25 protein-coding genes are annotated in these 24,611 nt (G+C 67.7%); 12 read left to right on the top strand and 13 right to left on the bottom strand.

All coding sequences use genetic code 11. The annotated features are described in order from the left end of the window. Nucleotides 1-101: 101 nt before the first annotated feature. Nucleotides 102-1,010: a LysR family transcriptional regulator gene (locus tag F3J15_RS11775; RefSeq protein WP_069250246.1), complete on the bottom strand. Its 909-nt coding sequence runs from the start codon at nt 1,008-1,010 to the stop codon at nt 102-104. Between the two features lie 120 nt (nt 1,011-1,130). On the opposite strand from F3J15_RS11775, the gene F3J15_RS11770 reads away from it, so the two are divergent. Beyond that, complete coding sequence (locus F3J15_RS11770) at nt 1,131-2,036, top strand: AraC family transcriptional regulator (RefSeq protein ID WP_166891020.1); 906 nt, start codon at nt 1,131-1,133, stop codon at nt 2,034-2,036. A 186-nt stretch (nt 2,037-2,222) separates the two neighbouring features. Here F3J15_RS11770 and F3J15_RS11765 read toward each other — a convergent pair whose 3' ends face one another. After that, the gene (locus F3J15_RS11765; protein WP_166891018.1) at nt 2,223-2,900 is read right to left on the bottom strand and encodes a hypothetical protein; all 678 of its coding nucleotides are present in this window, start codon (nt 2,898-2,900) and stop codon (nt 2,223-2,225) included. Between the two features lie 107 nt (nt 2,901-3,007). Here F3J15_RS11765 and F3J15_RS11760 point away from each other — a divergent pair, with 107 nt between their 5' ends. Then, nucleotides 3,008-4,171: an aldose epimerase family protein gene (locus tag F3J15_RS11760; RefSeq protein WP_166891015.1), complete on the top strand. Its 1,164-nt coding sequence runs from the start codon at nt 3,008-3,010 to the stop codon at nt 4,169-4,171. A gap of 27 nt (nt 4,172-4,198) precedes the next feature. Here F3J15_RS11760 and F3J15_RS11755 read toward each other — a convergent pair whose 3' ends face one another. Continuing rightward, nucleotides 4,199-5,056: a PhzF family phenazine biosynthesis protein gene (locus tag F3J15_RS11755; RefSeq protein ID WP_166891012.1), complete on the bottom strand. Its 858-nt coding sequence runs from the start codon at nt 5,054-5,056 to the stop codon at nt 4,199-4,201. Between the two features lie 9 nt (nt 5,057-5,065). Between F3J15_RS11755 and F3J15_RS11750 the strand changes: the two genes are divergently transcribed. Then, nucleotides 5,066-5,953 carry a CoA pyrophosphatase gene (locus tag F3J15_RS11750; protein ID WP_345891583.1) on the top strand — a complete coding sequence of 296 codons (888 nt, stop codon included), beginning with the start codon at nt 5,066-5,068 and terminating at the stop codon, nt 5,951-5,953. Nucleotides 5,954-5,985: 32 nt separating this feature from the next. Here F3J15_RS11750 and F3J15_RS11745 read toward each other — a convergent pair whose 3' ends face one another. Continuing rightward, a complete protein-coding gene (locus tag F3J15_RS11745) occupies nt 5,986-6,957 on the bottom strand; it encodes an AraC family transcriptional regulator (RefSeq protein WP_166891009.1) in 972 nt (323 codons plus the stop codon). 94 nt (nt 6,958-7,051) lie between these two features. On the opposite strand from F3J15_RS11745, the gene F3J15_RS11740 reads away from it, so the two are divergent. Together F3J15_RS11740 and F3J15_RS11735 are read left to right on the top strand one after the other, a co-directional pair. Then, complete coding sequence (locus F3J15_RS11740; protein ID WP_166891006.1) at nt 7,052-7,882, top strand: oxidoreductase; 831 nt, start codon at nt 7,052-7,054, stop codon at nt 7,880-7,882. A 159-nt stretch (nt 7,883-8,041) separates the two neighbouring features. Beyond that, entirely contained in the window at nt 8,042-8,878 is an 837-nt protein-coding gene (locus F3J15_RS11735) for an alpha/beta hydrolase (RefSeq protein WP_166891003.1), read from the top strand. A 100-nt stretch (nt 8,879-8,978) separates the two neighbouring features. Here F3J15_RS11735 and F3J15_RS11730 read toward each other — a convergent pair whose 3' ends face one another. Next, on the bottom strand, nt 8,979-9,899 hold the full coding sequence (locus tag F3J15_RS11730; RefSeq protein WP_166891000.1) for a LysR substrate-binding domain-containing protein: 921 nt from the start codon (nt 9,897-9,899) through the stop codon (nt 8,979-8,981). 165 nt (nt 9,900-10,064) lie between these two features. On the opposite strand from F3J15_RS11730, the gene F3J15_RS11725 reads away from it, so the two are divergent. Both F3J15_RS11725 and F3J15_RS11720 read left to right on the top strand, forming a co-directional pair. After that, entirely contained in the window at nt 10,065-10,715 is a 651-nt protein-coding gene (locus F3J15_RS11725; RefSeq protein WP_166890997.1) for a LysE family translocator, read from the top strand. A gap of 58 nt (nt 10,716-10,773) precedes the next feature. Further along, nucleotides 10,774-11,148 (top strand): gamma-glutamylcyclotransferase family protein, encoded by a 375-nt coding sequence (locus tag F3J15_RS11720; RefSeq protein WP_166890994.1) that lies wholly within the window; start codon nt 10,774-10,776, stop codon nt 11,146-11,148. 43 nt (nt 11,149-11,191) lie between these two features. On the opposite strand, the gene F3J15_RS11715 is transcribed toward F3J15_RS11720, so the two are convergent. From F3J15_RS11715 to F3J15_RS11690, 6 genes are all read right to left on the bottom strand, one after another. Next, nucleotides 11,192-11,899 (bottom strand): DUF3142 domain-containing protein, encoded by a 708-nt coding sequence (locus F3J15_RS11715; RefSeq protein ID WP_166891065.1) that lies wholly within the window; start codon nt 11,897-11,899, stop codon nt 11,192-11,194. 16 nt (nt 11,900-11,915) lie between these two features. After that, complete coding sequence (locus F3J15_RS11710; RefSeq protein WP_166890991.1) at nt 11,916-14,087, bottom strand: hypothetical protein; 2,172 nt, start codon at nt 14,085-14,087, stop codon at nt 11,916-11,918. Between the two features lie 186 nt (nt 14,088-14,273). Continuing rightward, nucleotides 14,274-15,686 carry a 3-deoxy-D-arabino-heptulosonate 7-phosphate synthase gene (locus F3J15_RS11705; protein WP_166890988.1) on the bottom strand — a complete coding sequence of 471 codons (1,413 nt, stop codon included), beginning with the start codon at nt 15,684-15,686 and terminating at the stop codon, nt 14,274-14,276. Nucleotides 15,687-15,826: 140 nt separating this feature from the next. Beyond that, on the bottom strand, nt 15,827-16,381 hold the full coding sequence (locus F3J15_RS11700; RefSeq protein WP_166890985.1) for a GNAT family N-acetyltransferase: 555 nt from the start codon (nt 16,379-16,381) through the stop codon (nt 15,827-15,829). Nucleotides 16,382-16,389: 8 nt separating this feature from the next. Then, a complete protein-coding gene (locus tag F3J15_RS11695; protein ID WP_166890982.1) occupies nt 16,390-16,569 on the bottom strand; it encodes a hypothetical protein in 180 nt (59 codons plus the stop codon). A gap of 285 nt (nt 16,570-16,854) precedes the next feature. Further along, nucleotides 16,855-17,616 carry a fumarylacetoacetate hydrolase family protein gene (locus tag F3J15_RS11690; protein ID WP_166890979.1) on the bottom strand — a complete coding sequence of 254 codons (762 nt, stop codon included), beginning with the start codon at nt 17,614-17,616 and terminating at the stop codon, nt 16,855-16,857. A 295-nt stretch (nt 17,617-17,911) separates the two neighbouring features. Between F3J15_RS11690 and F3J15_RS11685 the strand changes: the two genes are divergently transcribed. Both F3J15_RS11685 and F3J15_RS11680 read left to right on the top strand, forming a co-directional pair. Next, nucleotides 17,912-18,391, top strand: a complete 480-nt coding sequence (locus F3J15_RS11685; protein WP_166890976.1) for a universal stress protein — start codon at nt 17,912-17,914, stop codon at nt 18,389-18,391. 13 nt (nt 18,392-18,404) lie between these two features. Continuing rightward, complete coding sequence (locus F3J15_RS11680; RefSeq protein ID WP_166890973.1) at nt 18,405-18,596, top strand: DUF2964 family protein; 192 nt, start codon at nt 18,405-18,407, stop codon at nt 18,594-18,596. A gap of 103 nt (nt 18,597-18,699) precedes the next feature. Here the strand turns inward: F3J15_RS11680 and F3J15_RS11675 are convergent, their stop codons facing one another. After that, nucleotides 18,700-19,884, bottom strand: a complete 1,185-nt coding sequence (locus F3J15_RS11675; RefSeq protein WP_166890970.1) for a tetratricopeptide repeat protein — start codon at nt 19,882-19,884, stop codon at nt 18,700-18,702. 305 nt (nt 19,885-20,189) lie between these two features. Between F3J15_RS11675 and F3J15_RS11670 the strand changes: the two genes are divergently transcribed. The 3 genes from F3J15_RS11670 (at nt 20,190) to F3J15_RS11660 (ending at nt 23,424) form a co-directional block, all read left to right on the top strand. Further along, nucleotides 20,190-21,923, top strand: coding sequence for a site-specific integrase (locus F3J15_RS11670; RefSeq protein ID WP_166890969.1), 1,734 nt, complete (start codon nt 20,190-20,192; stop codon nt 21,921-21,923). A 176-nt stretch (nt 21,924-22,099) separates the two neighbouring features. After that, the gene (locus tag F3J15_RS11665) at nt 22,100-22,423 is read left to right on the top strand and encodes a TfoX/Sxy family protein (RefSeq protein ID WP_166890966.1); all 324 of its coding nucleotides are present in this window, start codon (nt 22,100-22,102) and stop codon (nt 22,421-22,423) included. Nucleotides 22,424-22,512: 89 nt separating this feature from the next. Continuing rightward, nucleotides 22,513-23,424 carry a hypothetical protein gene (locus F3J15_RS11660; RefSeq protein ID WP_166890963.1) on the top strand — a complete coding sequence of 304 codons (912 nt, stop codon included), beginning with the start codon at nt 22,513-22,515 and terminating at the stop codon, nt 23,422-23,424. A gap of 30 nt (nt 23,425-23,454) precedes the next feature. Here the strand turns inward: F3J15_RS11660 and F3J15_RS11655 are convergent, their stop codons facing one another. Next, nucleotides 23,455-24,606 carry a branched-chain amino acid ABC transporter substrate-binding protein gene (locus F3J15_RS11655; RefSeq protein ID WP_166890960.1) on the bottom strand — a complete coding sequence of 384 codons (1,152 nt, stop codon included), beginning with the start codon at nt 24,604-24,606 and terminating at the stop codon, nt 23,455-23,457. Nucleotides 24,607-24,611: the final 5 nt, after the last annotated feature.

Raw genomic sequence — 24,611 nt, 5'->3', positions numbered from 1 at the left:
CAAGGGCCGGCGCGCTGCAAGCGTTTAGGCGAGTCAGGTCGTTCAGGCGGGAAGGCGGGAAGGCAGACAACACGCGTGCGCGCGGCGCACGGACGGCGCGATCAGGCGAGCTGCAAAAGGCGGTCGACGAGATCGGGGCGATCGAGTTGCTCGACCCACCACAGGAGTGCGCGGCCGGCTTCGTCGCTGCGCCAGGCGAGATAGCAATGCGTGGTGTCGCGCATGCCGGTCACGCGGCGGGCGACGAGCTTGCCGTCGGCGATCGCGCGCGCGGCGATGCATTCCGGCAGCGTGCCCACCGCGAGCCCTTCGCATTGCGCATCGAGCTTGGCCGCGAGCGTCGGCACCGCGAGCGTCGGCTGGCCGGCGTCGATCGCCACCGACTGCGGCGGCAACTCGCGCGACGTATCGCTGATCACCGCGCCGCGATACTGGACGACCGCCGCCATTGACAGCGGCTCGGGAAGCGCGGCGAGCGGATGGGTCGGCGCAACGGCGAACACGTGTTTCAGCGCGCCGATCGGGCGCGCGATGATGTTCGGCAGTTCGGGCGGCTCGCCGGCGGCGCCGACGACGAGATCCGCGCGGCGCGAGATCAGCGCGTCCCAGGTGCCGCCGAGCACTTCGGTCGACAGCCGCAGCCGCGTATCCATCCCGAGTGCATAGAACCGGTGCACGAATGGCCACATCGCGTCGAACGGCAGGATCTCGTCGATACAGATGCGGACCTCGGTTTCCCAGCCTGCCTGCGCGCGCTGCGCCTTCATCTCCAGCTGTTCGGCCGCATGCAGGAGCCGCCGGCCTTCCTCGACGACGATGCGGCCCGCGTGCGTGAGCTTCGCGCGCCGGCCGCTGCGGTCGAACAGCATGACGCCGAGATCGCTCTCGAGTTTCTGTACCAGGTAGGTCAGGGCGGACGGCACGCGATGCAGCAGTTCCGCGGCTTCGGCGAACGTTCCGGTACGGTCGATCGCATCGAGGGCTTCGAGCGCTTCGAATGACAGCTTCATCGCGAGTTCCGGTAGGGGCGGCTGGCGCATCATACCAGCGCGTGCCGCACGAAGGGCAGCGCGCGTCATGCTGGTTTGCTAGACTGATGCGCGTCGTCATTCACCTGCTTGTCTCCACTCATGACTGCACGTCAGGCGGACAACGCTTCTTCCGATTTCATCCCGGCCGACGTCCGGCAGACCGTCGTCGCGCAAGCGCTGCCGAAGGGACAGGTCAGCATCGTCCGGCTGCAGTCGCTGCGCCGCAACAGCGGGCTCACCGCGCCCTATCAACTGGAGAATTCGGATCTCATCGTGTTGCAGTTGCGTCCGTTCGGCGAACAGGATCTGTGGCTCGACGGCCGCCGCGCGCCGTTCGTGCCGTACGGCGCGGGCACGGTCACGGTTTACGATCTCGATCGCGACTGGGTAGCCGATCTGAAGGGCGCGTTCGACTGCATGCATTTCCACATGCCGCGCCCGCTGCTCGAGGAAACGGTGGACGACCTCGGCGGCCGGCAGCGGCCGCGGCTTTACCTGCCGCCTCACCTGAGCGCGCACGATCCGATCGTCCACTCGCTCGGCCAGTCGCTGCTGCCCGCGCTCGCGCGGCCGGACCAGGCGTCGCAGATGTTCATCGATCACGTCGGCCTCGCGATTCAGGCGCACGTGGCCCACCGTTACGGCGGCGTCAGCGAGCGGCGGGAAAAGACGTACGGGAAACTCACGCCGTCGCAGGAGCGCCGTGCGAAGGAGCTCCTGCTCGAGCATCTCGACGGCAACCTCGGGCTGGCCGACGTGGCGAGTGCATGCGGGCTGTCTCGCAGCTATTTCGTGAAGGCGTTTCATCAGACGACCGGGCTGCCGCCGCATCGCTGGCTCATCATGCAGCGCGTCGAACGGGCGAAGGAATGGATGCGCAATCCGAGCCTGCCGTTGAGCATGATCGCCGACGCGTGCGGTTTTGCCGATCAGAGTCACTTCTCGCGGACCTTCACGCGCTTGACCGGCGTCAGCCCTCGCCGCTGGCGCGCCGACCATACCTGATCGTCGTGATGCGGGGCCGGGTAGGCGAGGTTCGCCTCGTCATTCGGTATCGGAACGTGGGCATCCTGCGCGGCTCGATTCGGCCGGGTGCGGAGCGGGCGCGGTGGCGGCGATCGCACGTGCGGCGCGCGGCTTGCGCCACGCCGGCCGGAGAAGCGCGCGCCTGTAGCGGTGTGCGCAGGGGGCTTATGCGTAGTAGCCGATCAGCATGTCGAGATTGCGTTGCGCGTGCTGCTCGAGCGGCGCGAATTCCGCCGATCGAAACAACGGGGCCTGCGCGCGCAGATGCTCGAGCGCCTGCTTGCGGCCGGCGCGGAAGCCTGCCGACGGTGCGTCGGGATCCTGCGCCCACTCGCGCGCGATCGCGCGGTCGTATTCGCGGAGCCGTTCGGGTGCGGCCGCGAGGATCGCGAGATCGGCGTCGAGGAAAATTTGCGCGGCACGCTGCAATTCCGGATCGGCGGCGAACGCGTCAGGCAGCCGGTGCGACTTCGTCGCCAGCACCAGGTCGCGGGCAACGGACACGTGCGATGCATGCGTGTGCAACCAGGCTGCGTCGCAACGCGCGTGCGTGACCTGCGCGAGCCATTGCGCGCTGAGCGCTTCGTTGTCCGCATGATCCGGCAGTGTCGTCGCGTAGACGATGTCGTGTGCCCATACGGCCAGCTCGATGGCCGGCCACAGCGGGTCCGCGCGATACGGCGCGAGGTGCGCGAACAATTCCGCCAGATGGGCGAGCGTGTGGTAGAAGCGCTGCGGCTCGCCGTACGCGTGTTCAACGAGCGGCCACACGGCCGTCGTGCCGAAGCAGGCGTCGCAGGCGGCGCGCAGCGTGCGCGCGATATCGGGATCGAGGGCGTTCATGGCGGCGATCGGCTCGGGCAGGCGGATGCGCGAAGCATAGCAAACGTGGCCGCGAGCAGGCATGCCGCTTGCGCATGCGCACGGATCGCACCGTATCGGAGGTTGCCATGAAACGCATCTGGCCGCGATGCCCGCTGCTCGCGATCTGCGCGGTCGGGGTGTTCGCGCTGCACGCAGGGCCCGCATCGGCGGCGCTCGACGTATCGATCAGCCGCGCGGATTACGGAACGACCGCGACCGGGCAGGCGGTAAGCCAGTACACGCTGGAGAACAAGCACGGCGTGACGCTGAAAGTCATCACGTACGGCGGTATCGTGACCGCACTGAACGTGCCGGACCGGGCCGGCCACGTTGCCGACATCGCGCTCGGCTTCGATTCGCTGCACGACTACGAAGCGCACAACGGCAACATCCATTTCGGCGCACTGATCGGCCGGTATGCGAACCGCATTGCCGGCGGGCGGTTCCCGCTCGATGGCCGGACGTGGACGCTGCCGGTCAACGACGGGCCGAATACGCTGCATGGCGGCCCCGGCAGTTTCGACGCGAAGGTATGGACGGTCACCGGAACGCACGGCGACGCGAACGGTTCGAGCGTCACGCTGCGCTACGTGAGCCCTGACGGCGAGAACGGCTTTCCCGGCACGTTGACGACGGACGTCACCTACACGCTGACGCGTGACAACCAGATCCGCATCGACTACCGCGCGACGACCGACAAGGACACGGTCGTCAACCTGACCAACCACAGCTATTTCAATCTGGCGGGGCAGGCCGGCGGCAGCGTCGAGCGGCAGCTGATCGAGATCGCCGCCTCGCGCTTCACGCCGACCGACGATACGTCGATTCCGACCGGGCAACTGGCGAGCGTGGCGGGCACGCCGATGGATCTGCGCCAGTTGACACCGATCGGTGCGCATCTGCGCGACGCATATCCGCAGCTCGTCATCGCGCATGGGTACGACCAGAACTGGGTGCTCGACCAGGGCGGCCAGCCGGCGCCGGCGTTTGCCGCGCGCGTTTACGACCCGGCGTCGGGGCGTTTCCTCGAGTTGTACACGACACAGCCGGGGCTGCAGTTCTATACAGCCAACGGGCTGAACGGCAGCGTCGCGGGCAAGGGCGGGACGGTCTATCGGCCAACCGATGCGTTCGCGCTGGAGGCCGAACATTTTCCCGATTCGCCGAATCATCCGGCATTCCCGACGACGATGCTCAAGCCCGGCGAGACGCTGCACGAAGTGACGGTGTGGCGGGTGGGGGCGCGGTGAACTGGGGCGCGGGCCGGATCGTCTCCGCTACAGGTTGATCACGCCACGCCCGAGTTCGATCACGCGCCCACCGACGCCGATTTCACCGCTCGCGCTGACCGACAACCGCAACCGGCAAGGCCGGCCGATAGCGTCACCCTGTTCGACCTGAAACGCGGCCGGTAGGTCGCGATTCATTGCAAGCAGCCACCCGCCCAGATTCGCGCAGGCCGACCCCGTGCCCGGGTCTTCCGAGACGCTGCCTTGCTTCACGAAGAAGTAGCGCGACACCACCGTCCCCGGTCGCTCGGCATCGAACGCGAAGACGTAGGCGGTCTTGCGGCCGAGGCTGCTGGTCGGCCAGATATCGAGGCAGGCACTGTCGGGCTGCGCGCGACGCACGGCGGCGGGGTCCTTGAGCGCGACCAGCAACTGGTCGGCGCCGGTGTCGATCCAGATCGGCGGTGCGAGCAGATCGTCTTCCGTGAGCCCCAGCAATGCCGCCATTCGGGCATCGGACAATTCACATGGCGCCGTCTTCGGCATGCCTGCGTGCGGCGCGGTGAACGTCCACACGTCGTCATGCGCGCTGACGTCGACCACGCCGGCCTTGAACTCGAGCGCGAGCGCGTTCCCCGCACCCTGCAGGTCGCGCACGACATGCGCGGTGCCGAGCGTCGGATGGCCGGCAAAGGCCATCTCATGGCCCGGCGTGAAGATGCGTACCCGCGCATGGGCGTGCTCCGACGGCAGCACGAAGGTCGTTTCGGACAGGTTGAACTGCACGGCGAGTGCCCGCATGGTCGCGTCGTCCATGCCGCGCGCATCGTCGAATACGCAAAGCGGGTTGCCGCCGAAAGTCGATTCGGCGAATACGTTCAGCAGGCGGAAGGCGTAGGAAGGCATTTGAATCTCGTGTGGGTGCGGCAATCGACGGGCCGCGGGGCACGTTTGTCGGCGGCTTGCGGCAGAGCGGCGGCGGCATGGCGTCGCGATGCGTCATTGTGCCCGCAAGATGCGATGAAAGGGCGGCATACGGGCTGTCCGTTTTTCATGCATGATCGGGTTTCTCCGTTTGCCGATGGAGATCCGATTCGATCATTCAACTATCCGCAAGGTGCAGGTTCGAGCGTGCAGGGGGAAGACATGGGATCTGACGGAAGCGCTCCGGATACCGGCGGCGACCAAGCGAATGCCGGCTCGCCGCAAACGCTTCTGGACGCGATCGTCCGTGGCGTGGAAGGGCACGGCATCCCTGCCGGCACCGACTGGCCGACCGCGATGCAAACCCTCGCGGACAACGATAGGCAGTGGAAATTCTCGGCGGTGCTGGTCGCGATCGTCGCGCGGCGCGAGCCGACGATCCTGCTGACCACGCGTGCGTCGGATCTCAGGGAATACTCGTCGCATGTGAGTTTTCCGGGCGGCCGCCCGACCGAGTCCGATCGCGACATCGGCGCGACCGCGTTGCGCGAGGCGTTCGAGGAAATCCGCCTCGCGCCCGATGCGGTCCGCTTGGTTGGCAGCTTGCCGATCCACAAAACCAGAAAGCGCAATCACGCGATCTTTCCCGTGATCGGCATCGTGCCGGAAACGGCGATCTGGGAGGCGGCGCCCGCGGAAGTCGCGGAGATCTTCGAGTTTCCGTTCGCCGCGCTGCTGAATCCGGACCTGCTGCGGCAATACACGGACGGCGAACGTGTGGGCGCATGGTACTGGGCGGAGCAGGCGCAGGACATCTGGGGCGTGACGGCGCTCATCCTGAGGTCGCTCGCCGGTCTGGTCCGCGATGCCATGCGTTGACGGCATGCGTGACGGTCGCATGCCGACGCACATCAATGCGACGACACGAATGCCGCATCTTCGAACGCTTCCGGAATCGCGAAGCTTTCGCGCATGCGCTGCGCCTCCTTCGCCGGCGTCAGACCGAACAGGCGCTTGAATTCGCGGCTGAACTGCGACGGGCTCGTATAGCCCACCGCGTAGCCGGCCGCCTCCGCCGTCAGGTCCTCGCGCACCATCAGCAGGCGCGCCTGATGCAGCCGTGTCGATTTCAGGTACTGCATCGGCGACACCTGCGTGATTGCCTTGAAGTGGCTGTGAAAGCTCGGCACGCTCATGCCGGCTTCGTCGGCCAGTTGCGGCACGTCGAGCGGCTGCGCGTAATCGGCATGGATCACGCGCAGTGACCGGCCGATCCGGCCGAACTGCCCGCGCATCGCCAGCGCGCTGCGCATCGCGTTGCCCTGCGCGCCGGTCAGCACGCGGAAATACAGCTCGCGCAGCAGTGCGGGGCCGAGCACCGCGGCGTCGAGCGGCCGGTGCATCGCCTCGACGAAACGCAGCACCGACGCGTGCATCGCTTCGTCCATCGGCGTCGACATCATGCTCTTCGGCGCTTGCACGGTTTCCGCGAGGCCGGCGCGGTCGATCTGCGCAGCGAGTTCGGCGGCCAACGTGAAATCGAGGTGCAGGTACAGCGCGAGCAGCGGGCGTTCGGGCGTGGCGTCGGTTTCCATGCTGAACGGCACGGGCACGGACACCGCCAGGTAGTGATGCTCGTCGTACAGATAGCGCTCGCCGCCGAAGTAGCCGCGCTTGGAGCCCTGGCACACGATCACGATGCCCGGGTCGTACAGCACCGGCGTGCGCGACAACGCGCGGTTCGAGCGCAGGATGCGCACGCTCGGCAGCGCCGTCAGGTTGTAGCCTTCGTCGGGCGCCAGCGCGCGCAGCAGCGTCACCAGGCGTTTCCGGTCGCGCGGCGGCAGCGCGCGAGTGCGAGTGGGGGCGGGCGTGGTGCTCATAGTTTTGTGCAAGAAAATCAGCGGAATCGGGCTTATCCGGTGTGGTTCGTCAGACTAGTATGCACGCTCCAATCGACATTCGGGAGAAGCTCAAATGGCATCCGGCAAGCTCATGCTCATTACCGGCGTCAGCAGCGGCTTTGGCCGCGCGCTCGCGCAGGAGGCCCTCGCGGAGGGTTACACGGTGGTCGGCACCGTGCGAAGCGCGCAGGCGGCGCAGGATTTCGACGCGCTGTCCGCGCAGGCCTTCGCGCGGGTGCTCGACGTGACCGACTTCGATCGCATCGACGGCGTCGTGGCGGACATCGAGGCGAACGTGGGGCCCGTCGACGTCCTGGTGAACAACGCCGGCTACGGGCACGAAGGGATCATGGAAGAGGCGCCGCTCGCCGAGATGCGCCGGCAGTTCGACGTGAACGTATTCGGCGCGGTCGCGATGATGAAGGCGGTCATACCGACTATGCGCGAACGGCGGCGTGGCCACATCCTCAACATCACGTCGATGGGCGGCCACATCACGATGCCGGGCATCGCTTACTACTGCGGCAGCAAGTTCGCGCTCGAAGGCATGACCGAAACCGTCGGCAAGGAGCTGGAGCCGTTCGGCATCGCGGTGACGGCCGTGGCGCCGGGTTCGTTCCGCACCGACTGGGCCGGCCGCTCGATGGCGCGCACGCCGCGCTCGATCGCGGATTACGACGCGCTGTTCGATCCGATCCGCCGGGCGCGTGAAGAGAAGAGCGGCAAGCAACTGGGCGATCCCGCGAAGGCTGCGCGGGCGATGCTCGCCGTGATTGCCGCGGAACGTCCGCCCTCGCACCTGCTGCTCGGCAGCGATGCGCTGCGGCTGGTACGTGGGAAATTGGCTGCGCTGGACGCGGAAATTCGTGCGTGGGAGGCCGTGACGGTGTCGACGGATGGTTGACGTGCGGCGCTGCACGATCGTTCGCCCGTAGCGGGTTCGTCCACGTTGTCGAAATCGTCGACGGTCATTCGCAACTTGGCATCATCGTTTAACAAACCTGTCCGATAATGGCTACCGGCCACAGCGCCGAGCTCATCCACCTTACCGGAGTCCATCGAGATGCCAACCGTCACAACGAAGGATCACGTCGAGATTTTCTACAAGGATTGGGGCCCGAAGGACGCGCAGCCCATCGTCTTCCATCATGGCTGGCCGTTGTCGGCGGACGACTGGGATGCGCAGATGCTCTTCTTCGTCCAGAAGGGCTATCGCGTCGTGGCGCACGATCGGCGCGGCCACGGCCGGTCGGCGCAGGTGTCGGACGGTCATGACATGGATCATTACGCGGCGGACGCTTTCGCGGTCGTCGAAGCACTCGACCTGCGCAATGCGGTGCACATCGGCCACTCGACCGGTGGCGGCGAAGTCGCGCGCTACGTCGCGAAGCATGGCGAGCCGGCCGGCCGCGTCGCGAAGGCGGTGCTGGTCAGCGCGGTGCCGCCGCTGATGGTGAAAACCGCATCGAACCCGGAAGGCTTGCCGATCGAAGTGTTCGACGGCTTCCGCAAAGCGCTCGCCGACAATCGCGCGCAGTTCTTCCTCGATGTGCCGAGCGGCCCGTTCTACGGGTTCAACCGCGAAGGTGCAACCGTACATCAGGGCGTGATCCGCAACTGGTGGCGCCAGGGGATGGAAGGCAGCGCCAAGGCGCATTACGAAGGCATCAAGGCGTTTTCGGAAACGGACCAGACCGAAGACCTGAAGTCGATCTCCGTCCCGACGCTCGTGCTGCATGGCGAAGACGACCAGATCGTGCCGATCGCGGATGCCGCGCTGAAGTCGATCAAGCTGCTGAAGAACGGCACGCTGAAGACCTACCCGGGCTACTCGCACGGGATGCTGACGATCAACGCGGACGTCCTCAACGCCGACCTGCTGGCTTTCGTGCAGGCGTAACAGGGTGAGCGCAGGCCCGCTTCGGCGGGCTGCGCTGCCATTGCGGGCCGGCGGCGCGCAGTCGCGCCCGTCGCGCTGTCGGCCATGCGGCCGCTGCGGTTCAGCCCGGGCCGTTGAAGCGGATGCCCGGAAACGTCAGCCGCGGCATCCGGCTCTCCAGGAACGCGAGCAGTTCGCGCACCTGCGTGGCCTTGGCGGAGTCTTCCGGCCAGACGAGGTAGTACGCGTCTCCCGTATTGACGGCCGTCTTGAACGGCAGCACGAGCTGCTTCTCGTCGATGGCCGTCGCACACAGCGCGAGATCGCCGATCGAAATGCCGTGGCCGGCAATCGCCGCCGCGATCCCCTGTTCGAGCATGTCGAACACCTGCCCGCGCGTGATGTCCACCTCGAGATCATGGCCGCTGCCCTTGAGCCAGCGGCGCCAGTCGCGCCGGTCGGGCGACGGGTGGATCAGCTCGCACGCCGCCGGATTCGTGCGTGCGACCGTCGCGGTCGCACGCGAGCACACCGGAATCAGCCATTCGTCGAACAGCTTCACGCACTGCGTGGCTTCGCCGAACCTGCCTGTGCCGAGCAGGATCGCGCAATCGTAGGATTCGCTGAAGAAATCGACGGTATCGACGTCCATCCACACGCTCGCGATCTGCACCTCGAACGCGGGCCGCGTAGCGCGAAACGCGGCCAGTGCGTCGAGCAGCCAGCGCATCGTGAGCGTGGACGGCGCCTTGAGCCGCAGCACGTCGCGTCGCGACTGGAACAGCACGCACGCTTCCTCGATCTGCCGGAAGCCGCGCCGCAGGCCCGACGCGAAGATGTGCGCTTCCGCCGTCACGGTCATTCTGGGGCCGTGCCGGACGAACAGTTTCCGGCCGAAGTACGCCTCGAGCGTCCGCACGTGCTTGCTCACCGCGCTTTGCGTGAGGCTCAGTTCCTCGGCGGCCAGCGTAAACGAGCCGGTGCGCGCGGCGCTTTCGAACGCGCGCAGCGCGTAGACAGGAGGGAGCGGTTTGGCCTTCACGGGTTTTGAATGTGAATAAAACTCATGTCATCCAGCAGGATTTTCCGTTTTTCAACAGCACGCCGGGTACGGAATACTTCAGAAAACCGTGCAATCCGGTGCGCTTAAGCACGATGATGCCACCGTGTCGGGCACGCACGTCAATTCACCCAACAACTTTTTTTCATGACACTTCACTACCCGCTGCTGTTCGCCTATCTCGCCGCGATCGTGCTGCTCATCGCGACGCCCGGCCCGGTCGTCATGCTCGTGGTCGGCACCGTCGCGCGGCGCGGCTTCCGCCAGGGCATGCTGACCGCGGTGGGCGCGAATGCCGCGAGCCTCGTGATGATCGCGGGGGCGATGCTGATGGTGTTCGGCGTCGTGTTCGTCAGCGAGCGCCTGTTGACCGGGTTGCACGTGGCGGGTTGCGTGTTCATCGCGGTGCTGGCCATCCGGACGCTGCGCGGCGAATGGCGTGCCGGCCGGACGCGTAACGGCAATGACGCCGCGCAACGCGAACCGGCATCGCAGGCGCGAGGCTTGCCCGGCGTCGTGCGCGGCTTTCTCGTCGGCATTGCGAATCCGAAGGACCTGCTGTTCTTCGTCGCGTTCTTTCCGCAGTTCGTCGGCATCACGCCGGATTCGCGCGTGAGCCTGGCCATCCTGGCCGCACTGTGGATCGCGGTCGATTTCACGATCCTGACCAGCTACATGGCCGCGATCAACCATCCGCTGATTCATCGCAAGCAGCGCTGGATCACGGCTTCGTCGGCAGGCGCGCTGCTCGTGATTGCGCTCGCCGGGCTCGGCAGCACGATCGCGGGCGCCGCGTAAGCTCGCCGGCGATCCGCGTTACGCTTCGTTTGCTCCCACTCTTTGACCGAGTTCGATCATGTCCAGCACGCCCGCGACTTTCTCCGAACACCTCTTTTCCTATGGCACGCTGCAACTCGAGCCCGTACAGCTCGCGACCTTCGGCCGCAAGCTCGACGGTCGCGAGGATGCGATGCCCGGTTACGCGATGACGATGCTGAAGATCGACGCTCCGGAAGTGGTGGCGACGAGCGGGAAGACGCATCATCCGGTGGTGGCTTATACCGGCCAGTCCGGTGATCGTGTCACGGGCACCGTGTTCGCGATCACGCCGGAAGAACTGCAGCACGCGGACGACTACGAAGTCGACGCGTATCGCCGCGATCGCGTGGTGCTCGAATCGGGCGTGGCCGCGTGGGTATACGTGGACGCGACTTCGCCGCGACCGGCATGAATCCGGCGCGCGGACAGGCGCGGCGCTGTCGCGCCTTCGCCTGCTAGTCGTTGCGCAGGAACACGACGTAGCCGCGGAACCACGGATTCGTCGCGAGGTACGGCGGCGCGTCCCATTCGCCGCCCTGGATGATGCCGATGCGAAACGGCAACTGCAGCCGCGCGACGCGCGGCAGGTAGTCCGCATAGTCGGGGATCGTGCTGCGGCCCTGGTAGGTCTGCACGACCACTTCGTCGACGATCCCCCTGAGCTGGTTGACCTGGTCGGTATCGATGCGGCTGCTCCAGTCGAGCAGCCCGGTGATGCTCAGCCGGCAATCGGCGGGCAGCGTTTCGCGCAGCGACCGCAGGAATTCGAGGTAATCCTGCAGGTGACGTGTGCGCGCGTCGAAGTCGATCTGGATGCCGGTGATCGTGCGGCCCGACGCACGCCAGCGCGTGAGCTGCGCGAGCATGATCTGCGTGACGCGCGGCGTCCAGCGCAGCGTATGCGCGCGATAGACGAGCCACACGCGCGCCTGCGGCACGGGCGGCAGCGCCACCCCTTGCGCGATCACGCGGACCTGCGACTCGTCCCGCGGCGACGCCTCGATCTGCCCTTGCAGCACGTAGACGGCACGTGCGCCGTGCACGACCGCCTGCGGCTTCACGCCTGCCCACAACCAGAACGCGTCGTACCGCGCGGCGTCGACGGTGCCGGCCAGCGCGACGCGTCCGGCCAGCAGCAGCGCGATGCACGCCAGGCGCGCGATACGCTTCACGCGACGCTTACCAGTAGTAGCGAAGCTTCTGCGCCCACGGGCTGCCTGCGTAGCTCGCCTTCAGCGTATCGAACCAGCGCTTGCGTACGTTCTTCGGTACGTCCTTGCCGCCGCATTCGTTGGAGCCACCCGGTGCATAGCACTTGATCGCACGGTAGTACGCGTAGGCGCGGTCGTTCGGGTTCGCCTGCGCATCGGCCATCACCGTCACGTAGCTCGACATCCGCTCGAACGGCTTGCCCGCGAACTGCGACGGCGCGCCGCCGAGCGTCGGCGGGATGCGCGTGGCGGCCGTCGTCGATGCGTTGCGCATCCACGGCGGCACCGGATCGCTTTCGAGGCCGGGCGCGGGCGGGTGCAGGCGCACGAAATCGGCGAGACAGTTCAGCCCTTTCGCATCGGCGGGATTCTGCTGGAGCACCGTGGCGATGTCGTTCGCGGACGGGCACGTATAACCGTCTTCATTTTTGGCGCCGGCTGCGATGAACGGCTTCAGCGGATCGGCCGGCTTGCCGGACACCAGCGCGGCATCGGCGATGAACTCGGCGTAACGCGAGCGGGTGAGCTCCTTGTACAGCAGCGTGTACAGCGCGGTGTCGCGCAGCGCACCGCCGGTCGCCTGGTTTTGCGCCTGGGCGCGCAGCAGGTCCGCATTGGCCGAGCGTTGCAGCAGCACGGCGCGGATCGCGGCGTTCTGCACGGGCGAATCGTCGGCGAATACGTCGTTGACGAGTCCGGCCTGCTCCAGGTTGATCGCGAGCGCGAGTTCCAGCGCTTCGCGCTGGAAGCGGAATTTCGCGAGCGGGATCAGGTCGCGCCACAGCTGGCGCGCCTTGTCGGACTGGCCGCTATCCTCCAGCGCGAACCCGCGCAGCGCCTGCTGGCTCAGGCCGAAGTAGTCGAGCGGCTCCGCGGGCGTCTGCGGCAGCAACGCGAGCGCGGCGTCCGGCTTGTGGCCGATCTGGACGTACCAGGTCGCGAGCAGGTAGTCGTAGAGCGCGGGCGCGTTCGCGAAGCGCGGCTTCTGCGCCTGCAGGTCGTCCAGCGTCAGCGGCTTGGCGCGGCTCGAGTCGCTGTTTTCCGACGTGCGCATGCGCAGCAGGTCGACGGTCGCGAGCACGGTCGGCGACTGGATCTGGCTCGCGTCGAATTCCGACCCGAACAGCAGCTTGCTGTCGAGTTCGTTCGCGAGCTGGATCAGCGGCACGTTCGACGTCGCCGGCGACCAGCGCGCGAGCGCGTGGCCGTACAGGTCGGCCTGCTGCGTGACGTTGCCACCGAGCCACGCGACACGCCGCAGCAGCCCGTTTGCGGAGGTCGCATAGCGCCCCTGCGGGTACACCTTCAGGTAAGTGCGAAACACCGTATTCGCGGCGTCGAGCGACACCTTCGTCACGCGGCCGCGCGACGGCGCGGGGCTGTCGTTGTCGAACACGTTGGCTTGCGCGGCGTTCAGCTGCGCGCGCCCGGCCATATAGAGCCCGGTTTCCTTCAGCCACGGGTTCGCGCTGTGCGACGCGCTCGCGAAGGCACGGGTCGCGGTGAGGAAGTCGGCGCGGTAGAACGCGTTCGTGCCGTCCAGGTACGCGGCGAACTGCTGGCCGAGCGGCGACTTGACCGGCGGTTTCGTCCAGGCGGCACTCGCGCCGCCGGCAGCGCAGGTCTTCTGCGCGATGTCGGCACGCGCCGCGCGCAGGCGCGCGGCTTCGTCGGCGGGGAGGCCGCCGGCACTGCCCAGTGCGTCGTTGAATGCGTCGGCGCCCGAGGTCATGCTGCGGCAGATGCTGCCTTCGCCGTCGGCGTACTGGTTCGACGGTGTTTCGGTCTCCGCCGCGCCGCCGGTCTTGTCGGGCGTCTTCTGCCCGATATAGATCCATCCGGAAAAGTCCATCGGAAACGGCACGATGATCTGGTTGATCCGGTCTTTCGCCGGGATCGTCTTCGGGTCGGGAAACGCCTGCGCGACCTTGGCGCTGTCGACCATCATCAGCATTGCGTTGATGCGCGTGTCGTTGGCGGGGCTCAGTATCGGCAGGTTGCCGCAGAAGTACGCATTCTGCCGGAGCGTGACCGGCGCTTCGCAGCTATCGTCCGAGCTGGCATGGGCCGCCGGAATCCAGAACAGGCTGGCCGCCAGCGCGGCGAACAGGTGTCGGTGCAGCAATGGGCTTTTAGGCATTTTTTCTTGTGCCGGGTGTGGGGCCGCAGCGGCCGGGTCTCTCAGGTGAGGCGTTTCGCCCCGGCGCGTATCGTACCGCACTGGATGCACGAATTTCGCCGGTGCGGGCGGCGGCCGGGCGCATCGGCAACCGGTGTGCGCCGGACGGCTAGTCGTATCGATGGTCGGTCCGATCCGTCTCCCGCATCACGCGTACACGCTGCTGGCGACGCCGTCGTCGGCCACATCGTCGATCGCGGCCCGCAAGTCGTCGATCGCCACCATCAGCTCGCGGACCTGCCGCAACGACGGGTACTGGTGCAGCACGGCATGCCATTGCGGCAGCGTCAGCAGCGCGTGCCAGACGACACCCAGGCCGCCCGGATCGGCGTCCGGCCGCTGCGCGAGCGCGCTCGCGTATTCGAGGCTCGCCTGCGCCGACAGCAGCTGCATCCGGCTGGCGGCGCCCAGCAGGCGCGGCGTCGTGTCGGCCGATGCATCGCAGCAATAGAGCACTTCCCGTGGCAGCTCCGCTTCGTCGGTCGTCAGCGCCCGCAGCGACGCGCCGTGCACGCGCACCGTGCCCTGGTGCGTATCGAACGCATAGAGCGTGTCCGGGTCGGCCTGCGCGAGCAGGTTCAGGCCGCGCAGCAGCCGCGGCAGGTCGGTCGTCGCGGCATCCGCGGACGCTTTCGCTTCGACGAGGAAGCGCACGTTCCACGCGGGCGCCGGGTCATCGCCGCGCGTGCGTTCGAGCAGGATCGCGTCCCATTCGGTTTTCGCGCGATCGTGGCGGCCCGGAATCGATGACGGCACGCGCATCGACGTCACCACCCGGTACGTGCGGCGTGCATCGACGGCGTCGAGCCGACGCGCCAGCGCGTCGAGCGCCTGCGCGGCCAGCGCTTCGACGGCTGCGCCGCGCTGCTGTGACGCGACGCCCTGCGCGACGGCGACGGTGCTGCCTTCGAGCGGGCCCTGGCGCACCCAGAGCGACCGGTAGCGACGCACGTGCTCGTCCGCTGCCAGGGCATCGACGCGCAGCATGCGTTCGAGTGCGGGGCTGTCTTTCAGCTTGACGATGTCCTGCTCGAACGCGGTGTCGGTCGCCATGTCGGGCAGGGAGAGCAGGTGCTGCAGCGTGTCGTGCAGTTCGGCCCACGACGCGGCGGTGGCGGCCGCATGCAGCCGCGCGAGCCCGTCGCGTTGCCACGGGCGGGCGCTGCGCTCGAGCTTGGCCGGGTGCGCGATCGCGTTGACGGCCGAGTGCAGCGCGCGACGGTCCTGCTCGGCATGCGCGGACAACGACGCGTACTCGCGCACGCTCGGCGCATCGTGCCGCAACACCGCGGCCTGAAAGGCGGGATCGCCGGCGTGCGTATCCATCGCATCGCGGATCATCTGCGCGAGGGCGTCGATGAAGCGCTGCCGCAGTGCCGCGTCGGGCGTCTGCCCGTCGCTTCGCATCCGGCGCGCTTCCTCGATCACGATCGCGAGCGTGGCGGCCGGGTTCGCGGCGTCGGCCGGCGACGAAGCGCTGTCGAGCGGCGGCAGCCGGTAGCGGCGCGCGACGGTGCGCAGGGTTTCGTCGAGCAGGGCGGGAAGCGGTGTCAGCGACATGGTCGGTATCGGCTTGAAGGCGATGCGCGTGCCCGGCAGGGCGGGCCCGTGCGTGCGGTGATGTGCAACGGTATCACGTCGGGACGGGCCGGATACGGGGCGTGTCGTTGCGAACGGAATTGGTGCTATGGCACGCGGCATCAGTCGTGCGCCATGTTCCTGGTCAACGTCTCGATGGTCAGGTTTTCGTCTCGCGGCCTGCCGACGCCTGCGTCGAACGGGTAGCCCGTCCGCTCACCCGTTCGCGTATAGCCGCGGCGCAAGTAGAAATCGATCAGTTCGTGGCGCGCCGACAGGACGACCATCACGGCCGTTCTGATCTTCCAGCGGCGAACCGCGAATTGCTCGGCTTCGTTCAGCAACGCTTTTCCGAGCCCACGATCCTGCATTGACGGCGCGACGGCTAATGTGCCGATATAGGCCACGTCTCCGTCTTTCCTGACTTCGATGCAGCCGGCGATGCCGCCGTCGATCTCGGCGACGAGCAGGACGGAGTCCGGTGCACGCAGCGTCGCGGCGAGCTGTGGCGACGTGATCCGCGGGCCGTCGATTAATGATGCTTCATGTGTCCATCCGGCTGCCGCCGTCGTCGGACGGTACGCAGCGTTGACCAGTTGAACGAGCGCGGCGACGTCTTGCTCGTTCGCTGTGCGGTAGCGGGCTGTGCGTTTGGTTGCGCCTGTCGTTTCGTCCATTGAAGTTCTCAGGTTCCATAGCCGCGGTTCGTCCTGAACGTCCCGTCGCCCGCCGCCGGCTCGCTCATCGTCGGCGCGGCCGTGCTTGTGTCGGCCGGCATCGTCGTTGATCGTCCGTGGACGCTCCATTCGTCACCGCAATCGCTGGCGGCGCTCGCAGCGTTCTCGACCACGCCGCCGTTCGTCATCTACTTTCGGTTCGTCCGGATGCTCGGCTCGGTAGGTGCGACGGCGCAGGCCTACTGCGCATGCAGATCGGCGTTGGCATCGGCATGGCACTGCTCGGGGAGTCTCTGTCGGCATCGGCATGACTGGGACTCGGATGCGCCGTTGCAGGCGTGGCCGCCATCACGTCAGCACGGACGGCCACGCAACTGACAGCGGCCCCTGAGCACGACGCGCATCGATCGCAGCCGGAGCGCTGCGGGCCGCTATCGGCCGGCCCGCTCAGGCGTATCCGCGCACCACCCGCATCACGCCGTCAACGTCACCGACAGGCTGCCGAGTTCGCCGAAGCGCACCGTCAGCGCGTCGCCGAGCGGCACGTCGATCGCGCCCGCGTACGAACCGGTCGTCACGATTTGCCCGGCGCGCACGGCGTCGCCGCGCGAGGCGAGGAAATTGACCAGCCACACCAGCGGCTTCAGCGGATCACCGTCCGGATGGCGGCCGTCGATCGTGCGGTTCAGCGCGCCTTCGAACGACAGCGCCAGCGTCTCGAGCGGCACGTTCAGCCCGTCGGGCACGACCGGGCCGACACACAGCCCCTGGTTGAATTGCCCGTCGGCCAGCAGCTCGAACTTCGACGCGCGCGTGGGCTCCGCATAGCGGCAGCCGAGCACTTCGAGCACGATGCGCACTTCGCGGATCGCGTCGCGCACGTCCCGTTCGTCGTACGGCTGTTCGCGTGCAGGCAGGTCGCGATCGAGCACGAACGCGATTTCCGGTTCGATCCGCACGATCGGGCCGCCGACGACGCGGTACGGCGCGTCGGCCTCGCGGATCGTCGACGCGAAGATCGGCGCGACGATCACGCGGTCGGGCGGCGGCAGCGCGCATTTCCAGCCGCCGACGGGTTCGCCGAGCAGGTCGGCCACGCGCTGCTGGATCGCGAGGGCGGTCTCGACGTTCTCGGGGCGCAGCGCATCGGGCAGCAGCGGGCCGGGCGAGCCGGCATGGCGGGCGGCGACGAGATGCTGGGCGGCGCCGTCCACGCGTTCGGTAGTCGTTGTCATGTCGGTTGAGCGAGTTGAAAGTGGGCCGGCAAATAAGGGCCGGACGAAAGTCGCACATTCGATGATAGCGCTTTCGGCACGATGATCGCTCGATTGCGCTGCTTCGGCTTCTGTATCAGCCAGGTTTGCGACCTGGTCGCAAGCGAGCGGGATCGGCGTCACGTCGCGGCGCTTTGCCGCACGGACGGTGTCGGGTCGACCTTGATCGCCATCAACATTCAAACCCGCCATCCGCCGATGATGGTGACAAGGCCGCGCGAACAGACGCGTGGCAACTCACCCCAGCGAGGTTCGCATGTACGAGAAGATCATGGTGGCCGTAGACGGCAGCGGTTCGTCGAAGCAGGCGCTTGCCGAGGCAGTGAAGGTCGCGCTGGCAAGCGACGCACACGTCAGCGCCGTGTATGTGGTGGACAAGTCGGTGCTGTTCACTTATGCGGGCCGTTTCGATCCGCACGCACTGGTCGAGGAAATCCGCGACGACGGGCGCAAGGTGCTGCGCGAAGCCGAGCAGATCATCGCGCTGGCGGGCGCGAAGGGCGAGGCCGAACTCGTCGAGACGGAAAGCATCGGCGAGGACATCGCGGAGCGCCTGCAGCGCTACGTGAAGGAAGGCGGAATCGATCTCGCGGTGGTCGGCACGCACGGGCGGCGCGGGATCCGGCGCGTGCTGCTCGGCAGCGTCGCGGAGCGCTTCGTGCGCGGCTCGAAGTGCCCGGTGCTGCTGATTCGCGGCGACGATGACGACGTAGCGGCTGCCGCTGCGGCCGCTTGACGCGGCGCGCGCGATGATCCGCCGCCAGTCCCGCATCGTCGTCGCGGCGGTCGCCGTGTTCGTGTCGCTCGCGGGGATGATGGCCGTCGTGTCGGGGCTGCTGTTCGACAATGCGATGGCGCTGCGCGGCGGCGCCATCGCGCTGGTCGTCGGCGTGGCCGGCTTCGTCGTGATGCTCAACCCGGGCGCGAAAGGCGAAGCGTGAGGCGGGCGGGCCCGCACGGCTGCTTGCGTCCGACCGTGCGCGAGACAGCCGGCCTCCGCTGTCCGCAAGACCGGCGACAGCCGCGGCCGCGCGGCTTTTCCACTTACTCGCTGGCGGTACCCGGCGCCTTCGTGCCGTCCTGCCCGATCTGTATCGCCAGCCGCTTCAACGTTTCCGCCAGCTCGTCGTTCTTCGGCTGAATCTTCCGCGCCTGCGCGAACACCTCGCGCGCTTCATCCTGGCGACCCAGTTTCCACAGTACTTCGCCCTTGTGCGTCAGCCCGGTCGCATGGGCTTCGCCTGCGTCCTTGTTCGTGTTGCCGTCCTTCGTGAAGATCGCGATCGAGCGGTCGAACCATGTGAGCGCCTCGTCGTTGCGGCCGAGGCGATACAGCGCCCAGCCCTTGCTGTCGAGCGCATACGCATCGTTCGGCGATTCCGCGAGATGCGCGTCGATCATCGCGAGCCCGCGCTCGACTGCGACGCCGGCGTCGGCGAGCCGGTAGCCGATGTCGTTCCGGCGATCGTCGGGAATCCTGTCGAGATCGAGCGCGGCGGCCACGCGGCCCTCGTCGCGTTCGGCGATCGCGAGCGACAGCAGCTTGGCCACGATCTGCTGCCGCAATTCGCTGCTGATCCGGTCGCCGTTGGCGACCAGGCTGCCGAGGTATTGCGTGTAGAGGTCAGGCGCGCCCGGGGCGTCCGCGTTGTTCGCGATGGTCATGCCCGGGCCCGCGCACCAGTCGGTGTCGGCCGCCCCGGCCAGCGTGCCGGCGTAAAGATTGACGTTGCGCGGCGTGCGCGATTGCGCGTAGTAGGTGTAGCCGTTCGCATCCGAGTATCCGCACGCCAGGTATTCGTTCTCCACGTCCAGCACGTACGGGAAATGGCCGATCGGCGCCGAGCCGCCCGGCTCGACCAGCCGGAACGATTCGCCGAGGTCGCCGTCGCCGACGATCGGGTTGAACACCCATTGCTTCTCCGGATGCAGCTTCGGCAGCCGGACCCGGGCGGTGCGCCCGGCCGCGTCGGTCGTGCCGAAGATCACGCTGTCGCGCTGCTCCGGCTTGACGGGCAGCCCCGCGATGACCTGACCGGGCAGGTACAGGCGGTAGCGCACATTCGGCAGCGGCTGGTGCGTGACGGGGTCGCGCAGCACGAACTGATGAACGTAAGCCCCTTTTCCGAGCGACGCGGTCGGCGCGACGTAGGTGCGCGCGTAGGCGGCGGGCAGGGCGGTGCAGCTCAAGGCCGCGGCGACGAGCGCGGCGAGAAGGCGGGGTGTCATGAAATTGCGGTTCTTGTTGGTAAAGGTTTATTGACCGACGGCCTGAATTGCACTGCGCGAACCGCGTGACCGTCGATATCCCGCTGCGGATACCGATATGGATGGCCGGCTCGTCCAGCGCAATTCAACGCGGATCTCGCCCGGCGCAACGTGATGCGAGGAAGCGGCGGATGGATGACGCGGGAATGCAGTGCGGAGCATAGCAGGCCGTGTCGAGCGTCTCGCTCGTGAAGTGACCGCGTCTCTCGCTCGAAACGCCACGCGCGACGTATCCGGCCGCGCGCGCTTCTGTCAAACTCGCGTTCATGAAACCGCGCCTCGCCTCACCGCCTTCCTCCGATTCCGCGCCTGCGCCCGCAGGCTTTCCCGACGCCGACGAACTGGCCGCGCTGCGTGCGTGGTACGCGGGCATGACCGTGCGCCAGGCTGTCGAGCGCTACCTGCCCGATCGGCTCGGCGAACGACGGTCGGCGCGCGGCGTGATCGGCGGCATTCGCCGCCGCCTCGTGCGCGTCGCGCGGCAGGTTGGCCGGCCCGATCTCGCGGAGCGGCTCGGTCATGCCGACGGTGAGCGTAGGCAGGAGGCGAAGGCAGCCGCCGAAGCGATCGGCCTGCTGCGCCATGCGCGCGTGCCGGTCCCGCAGATCAGCGACGACGTCGGCCTGTGGCTGCCCGCGCGTGCGGTCGTCGCGCTGCGTGCGCACGGGATCGCGACGCTGGCCGATCTCACGGTGCGGATTCCGCGCCGGCGCCAGTGGTGGCGTGCGATCGCGGGCCTCGGCGTGGCCGGTGCGCGGCACATCGAGGCGTTTTTCGCCGCGCATCCGGCGCTGACCGAACGGGCGCGCGCGCTGATCGCGGCGACGCCGCGCGGCGCCATCGTGCCGTGGGAGCAACTGAAGCTGCCGCACGAGGTCGACGGCTCGGCCGGCACGTTCCGCGCGCCGCGCGCGACCAGCACGCTCGACGCGGACAACGATTACGCGGCCGTGCACGCGTGGCTGTCGCTGCACGAATCGGCCGCGACGCGGCGGGCGTACCGGAAGGAGGCCGAGCGGCTGATCCTGTGGGCGATCGTCGAGCGCGGTCGCGCGCTGTCGTCGCTGACGACCGAGGATGCGGTCGCGTATCGCGCGTTCGTGCGGCGCCCGACACCGCACGAACGCTGGGTCGGGCCCGTGCGGCCGCGCGGTGCGCCGGACTGGCGGCCGTTCTCGGGGGCGCTGTCCGCGCGCTCCGCTGCATACACGCTGTCGGTGCTCGGCGCGCTGTTCCGCTGGCTGATCGAGCAGCGCTACCTGCTCGCGAATCCGTTCGCGGGCGTCAAGGTGCGCGACACGCGCGGCCCGAACGCACTCGACACGTCGCATGCATTCACCGAAGGCGAGTGGCTGCTCGTGCGCACGATCGCCGACGGGCTCGAGTTCCGCAAGGGTACGCCGGCCGCGCCGCAGTCGCGCTGGACGCCGGCCGCCGCGCAACGGCTGCGCTTCATTCTCGATTTCGGCTATGCGACCGGGCTGCGCGCGAGCGAGCTGGTCGGCGCGATGCTCGGCGACATCGAGACCGATGCGCACGGCGACGCGTGGCTCAAGGTGATCGGCAAGGGCAGCAAGGCCGCGCGCGTCGCGCTGCCGCCGCTCGCGCGCACGGGGCTCGACCGTTTCCTGGTCGCACGCCGGCTGCCGGTCACGCCGTCGCGCTGGCGGCCCGACACGCCGCTGATCCCGAGCCTAGCGGAAGACGGCGCGGCCGCGATCACGAGCGTGCGGTTGTGGAAGGTGATGCAGCGTTTCTTCGCGCAGACGGCCGATCAGGTCGATGCCGACAACCCCGCGCTCGCGCAGAAGCTGCGGCAGGCAAGCCCCCACTGGATGCGTCATACGCATGCGACGCACGCGTTGGCGCGCGGCGCGGAGTTGACGACCGTGCGCGACAACCTGCGCCATGCGTCGATCTCGACGACGTCGATTTACCTGCATGGCGACGACGTGAAGCGGGCGCGACAGATGTCGAGCGCGTTCGCGGCCGACAAGTAACGGCCATCGTGCCGGTCGGGCAGAAGCTGGCCGCGCGTCGTGAGCCGGAAAGGCCGCAGCCCGTGCCTGAATGCGCGTTCCGCAGACGAATGGATGACGCGCCGTCACCTCTCTTCCAATCAGGCGGAACGGTCCGCCGCACACGACGGTCATAAACTTTTTGCAAGGAGCAATGAATGGCATCGAGCCAAGGCACAGTCGATTTCGTCGTCGAGCAGATGGCGGCGGCCGGTACGGTATCGGCGCGCAAGATGTTCGGCGAGTACGGTATCTATTGCGACGGCAAGATGGTCGCGCTCGTCTGCGACGATCGGCTGTTCGTCAAGCCGACGGCCGAAGGCCGCGCGTTTCTCGGCACGTGCGAAGAAGGTTCGCCGTATCCGGTCGCGAAGCCGCACCTCGTCATCGCCGGCGAGCGCTGGGACGATCGCGAATGGCTGTCGGCACTGATCCGGATCACCGCCGCGCAGTTGCCGGTGCCGGTGAAGCGGCGCGGGTAAGGGTTCGTTCGCGTGCCATGTTGCGCTGCGGTGAGGCGTATTCTGTGACACATGTGCGCGACCATCGCGCATCCGGTGGGAGCACAAGAATGAAGACATCCGGACATCCGCGCGGCACGTGGCTTGCTCGCCGCGCCCGGCACGCGCTCGTCGCGGCCCTGTGCGTGGGCTGGAGCGCGCTGTCGCTCGGCGCGGACGATGCGGCGACACTGCTCGAACGTTACCGCAGCCTCGGCCCGCAACTGAAGGACAACGCGTTTCACCGGCCGCTGGTGCTCGAATCGGCGGAAGCGTCGTCGTCGCTGAAGGGCGACATCTACGCGGTGGTCGACTATCCGTACGCGGTGGTGAGCAGCCAGCTCGACGATCCCGCGCAGGGCCCCGCGAACTGGTGCGCGGTGCTGATCCTGCACCTGAACACGAAGTATTGCCACGCATCGAGCGGCAGCGACGGCCCGGTGCTCGACGTGAACCTCGGCCGCAAGATCCAGCAGAAGCTGCCGGACACCTATCGCGTGCAGTTCCGCTATCGCGTGGCGGCCGCGACGCCCGACTATTTCCAGGTCGACCTGACCGCCGACAGCGGCCCGATGGGCACGAAGGATTACCGGATCGCGCTGGAGGCCGTGCCGGTCGGCGCGTCGCGCACGTTCCTGCATCTGACGTATTCGTATGGCTTCGGCACGGTGGGCCGCATGGCGATGAAGACCTACCTCGCGACCGTCGGCAGCGACAAGGTCGGCTTCACGACCGTCAGCGGCGGATCGGCCGCGCAGCCGCAGTACATCGGCGGCGTGCGCGGGCTGCTGGAGCGCAACACGATGCGCTACTACCTCGCGATCGACACGTATCTCGCGACGCTCGACAAGCCGCTCGACCAGCGCCTCACGCGCTGGTTCGACGCGACCGAGCAGTATCCGCAGCAACTGCACGAGGTCGAGCGCGGCGCCTATGTGCAGATGAAGGCGCAGGAGGTGCAGCGGCAGCAGGCGGCGCGGTGACGCCGCCTGCTGCCGACTGCTCGGCGTCGATCAGTTCGACGCGCCGCCGACCGTGCGGATGCTGTGCCATTGCCCCTGTTCGACGCGGAACAGCGTGTACGGCGGCTTGATCAGGTCGCCGCGCTCGTCGAAGGAAATCTTCCCGGTCACGCCGGTGACCGATACGCCGGGCAGGCTTGCGACGATCTTGCCGCGATCGGTCGAATCGGCCTTGTGGACCGCCGCGATCATCGCGAGCGCCGCGTCGTACGCGAACGGCGCATACAGCTCGACGTCCTGGTTGAAGCGCGCCTTGTAGCGCTGCCCGAACGCGACGGCCGACGGCAGCTTGTCGAGCGCCGGCCCCGGTTCGAGATCCTGCGTCCCTTCGCCCGAACTGCCGGCGATCTTCAGGAAGGCGTTGCTTTTCAGTGCGCCGGCGCCGAACAGCTGCGCGCGGATGCCGAGCGAGCGCATCTGCTTGACGAGCATCGCACCCTGTTCGTCGAGCCCGCCGAAGAACAGCAGGTCGATGTTGTTGCTCTTCATCGTGGTCAGGATGCCGCGAAAATCGACGGCCTTGTCGTTCGTGTATTCGCGACCGACGACGCTGCCGTGCGCGTCCTTCACGCCTTTCTCGAACGCGTCCGCGAGCCCTTGCCCGAAGGCGGTGCGATCGTCGATGATGCCGATCCGCTTCGCCTTCAACTGCTCGACCGCGAAGCGGCCGGCCACCACGCCGCCGACGCCGTCGTGCCCCATCGTGCGGAACACGTTCTTGAAACCCTGCATCGTTAGCTGCGGATTGGTCGAGCCGGGCGTGATCATCGCGACGTTCGCCTGCTTGTAGACGGCCGACGCCGGTATGCTGCAGCCCGAGTTGTAGTGGCCGACCACGCCGACCACGCCGTCGTCGACGAGCTTTTGCGCGACCTGGATCGCGATGCGCGGATCGGCCTGGTCGTCCTGCACGTCGAGCACGAAGCGCACCGGCTTGCCGCCCACGGTCGGATGTTTCGCGTTTTCTTCGTCGAGCGCGAGTTGCGCGCCGTATTGCAGATCCTTGCCGACGCGCGCGACGGGCCCCGTCAGCGGGCCGGCGAAGCCGATCTTGACGGTTTCCGGGTCCGCGGCCTGCGCGGATGCGGCGACCGTGCCGATCGAGCAGAGCGCCAGCCATGCCAGCCAGTTACGACGATTCATGATGC

Origin of the sequence: Burkholderia sp. Ap-955 (genome assembly GCF_011753045.1) — a bacterium.
Classification (GTDB): Bacteria; Pseudomonadota; Gammaproteobacteria; order Burkholderiales; family Burkholderiaceae; genus Burkholderia; species Burkholderia lata_D.
The sequence above is the reverse complement of the archived record's forward strand: the minus strand, read 5'-3'. Positions and strand labels throughout refer to the sequence as shown.